Below are 3,716 nucleotides of genomic sequence, written 5' to 3' on the forward strand. Positions count from 1 at the left end.
CGTGAAGGTGACAAATTACCCTGAGCCTGAACAACCTTGTTGTCAGGCTGGCGTCTTTAGGCGCAGTTTGGCAACAAGGGGTTATACCCCAAGAGCAAACCACCCGTTGGACGGGTGGTTATGATTTATCCGGCTCGCGACGTTCTCCTTGTACTGCGATTCTCCTCCGCAAGGTTGTTTGAGGTGTTGTTTGTTTTGAGGTGTTTTGGAATATTTTGTAGAAAGGGGGAGGATTTGTGGTGGGCGATGGCGAAGCAAGATCTGCATAACTTGCGGGAGATGACTGTCGAATGGATCTTGACCGGCTGAAGAAAGCTGTTTTATGCAATGACAATCAAGAATGCCTCCTCCTCGAAGGTCGGTTCCGCTGCGCGACGCGGGATTGCTCCTGCACGGAAGAGAAACGGTTCGACACGATATTGGACCTGTATGCCTTCCTCTTCGGGTTGTTGGATAACGTGAACTACATCGATTACGAGACGCTGGCGTGGAACGGAGATGCTCCAATCAGAGCGAAACGTGATGCTCTGGAGGCCAAATGGAAGGCTCACTTAAGGCTTGCGGATCACTCCTACCGATCCAGAGCCTACTGCGACCTGGAGGAGGGGACAAGAAGTCTGCTCCTAGCAGAGATTGCCGATGCCCAATCCTCTGAAGAGCTTCTGATCGCTCTGACGGTCTTCCTGTTCGTTCTGGATGGACATCTGGAAAGCTTAAGGACCGAATACCAGACTTACCTTGATGATGAGCAACTGCCGATTGCAACCTTATGTGGGGATTTACTGTACCGGAGAGACTCCGAATTGCTTCGTGCGCTCCAGACGCTGGAATGTTATGAACCGCTGCTCGATCCGAATTATCTGTTGCTTCGCCGCAAGGTCAGAAGCTTCTATGTCGTGCGCTCCCGCTATTCTTATTATCAAGTGACGCATCGCTATGCTCCAACACCGCAATATGACGGGACCAACGCATTGGATTTGAAGTTCGGATTTCTTCCGGGGCAGTTCGATGTAAGCAAGGATTACCGAATACATACGAGCGGCGAGTTGACCGGGGACGGCCTGCTTCCGTTTTACTTTAGCGGGGTCAACGATCCCGAAATGTATTATGGCATCTTGCTGGAAGATTTCCGTCAGCTTCTTGGCGAGAAGCCTCACTTTCTGATCCTTCCGGAGCTGTCGACGCCGCCTGAACTAAGGGAGGAATTGATTAAGGTCTTCCGAACGCTGAGTCCCGGCAAGGCGGGGAGCGCAGACGGGGCTCCCATCTTCTTCATGACCGGTTCTTTCCATGAGCGAGTCGGCGATAATCTGTATAATCTGGCGAAGGTCGTAGCGGGCAGCGGCAAGATTCTTCTGGAAGTCACGAAAATGAACCGGTTTATTTTCCCGGCCAATCCGGACTATAAGGGCGAACTCGCCCGCTTCGCCCAAGTCAGCGGGGTGGAGCAGAACGCGTATGACCGGCGGGAGGTTACGTTTTTCGAGACGAAGCTGGGAAGAATCGCGTTCTTTATCTGCGTAGATTTTATTAATTATAACGTGGAAGAAGTGCTGCTGGACCGTCAAGTCGATCTGATCTTTATCATGTCGATGACCGGACGCCCGGCCAGCGGGAAGTTCGTCAGGAGAATGCAGGACCTGGCCGAGCGGAACGGCTGCCTCGTTGTGCTGTGCAATAATCTGGGGGAACCGTATCGTGGCGAGAAGCCCGACGATAAGCAGCCGCGGGCCGTGGTCTCCGTTCCCGGCTTCAAGGAAGTTTTCCGAAGCAAGCAACCCGTTCTTGCGATCACGTTGAGGGAGATCATCGAAGTCATCAAGCCCAAGCCTAAGCCCGAATCGGAGCAGCATCCAGGACCAGAACCGGAGCCGGAAGGCCCGCGTGATTGAAGTTGTGGATTGAGGGTATTGGCTTTATAATAAAGTGTACAATAAGTGTACAATGAAGGAGGAACTGAACATGGATAGCGTATGGTTTGAATTGCTCGAGAAGTGGAATTCGAATCGGAGCTCGAACGAGCGGCAGGCCAATGTTCATCTTCTGTACCTCTTGAGATTGATCTTGGAGCGGTCCCCCTCCTGGAATGCTTCGGACCTGGATGCGTTGCGCTATGCGCTTGAGCAGACGATTGACGGCGAGCGGCCGGAGAACTGGTCCAGCTACAACTTGGGGATGGCCAAGTCGATGAATTATTTCCTTCAGTATCAAACGGAACAGAAGATAAAGGAGCACACGCTCGGGGCTCTCCCTCCGCTGGAGAGAAGAGTCATTGTTCAACTGGCGAAGACTCCCAAGTCTACGCCGACGGAGATAGCCGGCGAGTTGGGGATGCATAACAGGCAGCAGATCAGCAACCTGCTGCGCTCCTTGCGAGCGAAGCGGCTGGTCGATTATACCGAGATCGGCAAGCGAAGATGGTATTCCTTGACCCTCGCCGGCAGCCAAGCGTACGAGCAGATAAAAGGCTCCGAGCAGCACTCGGCGGCCGTTGCGGACATGAAGAGCATAGGATTGGCGGTTGATTTTTATAGCTTGCGGAAGAGAAGGCCGCTGGGGAACAGCAGCGTCAAATCCTCTGCCAAGTATGACAAGAATACGAAGCAAGGGAAGACAAGGGAAGTGTTGACATTTCTTGCTCAATCGTATTCCGCTGAGAAGGTTCTCGAGGCCTCGGACAGCGATCTGAAATACAATTCGGACGAATCGAGCTTCGACGAGAAATTGGAGCATTCGCTGCCGAGTTATTTGCAGAGTTCAGTTCGCCTTGAGGAGGAACTCCTGGTATGAGCGAGTTGACGTTAGGGGAGAAGTTCGGCGAATTGAATCAATGGTACGACAGCCTCCCGGAAGAACAACAAGACCTCGTTATTCAGGCGATCTCGGAAAGCTATAAGGCGATTATTCATTGGCTGCAGGCCAATGCGCCGGAGATCGGCGAAATCTATGAATCGCTGCAGGAGCAAGTGCACGAATGGGGCAAAAGAGGCTCGTCCCCTTATATTCGTTCAAGGATGAGCAGTTACAAAGCTCATCCCGATCTGGCGAAAGCCATGCGGGACATTGCTTCCCGCACGTTAGAGCCGTATCGGAACGCGGCCTACCTGCGCAAGCGGGAGAGCGATGAATTCGAGAAAATCGTGACTCTAATCATTATGGATAACTACGTGGAGAGACGATTCAACTCGTATTATTATTGCGATGAGTATCTGGGAATTAGCGATCTGCCGAATACTAGAAGCAGTTATATGACTGTCATGAATCTGGTGGAGCAACATTACGAGCGGCTGGATACGTTAGAGGAACTGGGCGAGTTTATGGAAGAAGAGCTGTCCTTCTCCGTCGAAAAGATCGATATTTTCCTGAAGCTGCTGATAGAGTATCGGGAAGACTTGGACCGGTTTATGTTGTTCAGGAAGCTTAAGCGGCTGGAGCAAGCCATGCTCAGGTTGGAGGTTCCCTTGTCGCTATAGATGAGGCGAAGGGTGAAGCCCTTCCTTGGCTAAAGTTGGCGAAGCCATCGAAGCCACCGAATCCACCGACGCCACCGAATCCACCGACGCCACCGAAGCCACCCACGCCGCTGACTGCCGAATTTTATGTGAAAAATCAGAGCGACCGAGCATAGGTTGAGTAACTTAGCAGGTGGAAACCCTGCTTGGAAAAGGCGAAGCCACGCCACCAATAGCGAGTCTTGGAGCGAAGCTGGCAACAGA

The 3,716-nt window shown here is 52.3% G+C and carries 3 protein-coding genes; all 3 read left to right on the forward strand.

Annotated features, from left to right (window positions below):
* Positions 1–290: 290 nt before the first annotated feature.
* Positions 291–1,892: a carbon-nitrogen hydrolase family protein gene (locus tag E6C55_RS33020; protein ID WP_136374091.1), complete on the forward strand. Its 1,602-nt coding sequence runs from the start codon at positions 291–293 to the stop codon at positions 1,890–1,892.
* A gap of 70 nt (positions 1,893–1,962) precedes the next feature.
* Positions 1,963–2,790, forward strand: a complete 828-nt coding sequence (locus tag E6C55_RS33025; protein WP_136374092.1) for a winged helix-turn-helix domain-containing protein — start codon at positions 1,963–1,965, stop codon at positions 2,788–2,790.
* Complete coding sequence (locus E6C55_RS33030; RefSeq protein ID WP_136374093.1) at positions 2,787–3,473, forward strand: hypothetical protein; 687 nt, start codon at positions 2,787–2,789, stop codon at positions 3,471–3,473. Before E6C55_RS33025 ends, E6C55_RS33030 begins: the two co-directional genes overlap by 4 nt.
* The last annotated feature ends 243 nt before the right edge of the window (positions 3,474–3,716 follow it).

Source organism: Cohnella fermenti (genome assembly GCF_004801405.1).
In the GTDB taxonomy this organism is placed as follows: Bacteria; Bacillota; Bacilli; order Paenibacillales; family Paenibacillaceae; genus Cohnella; species Cohnella fermenti.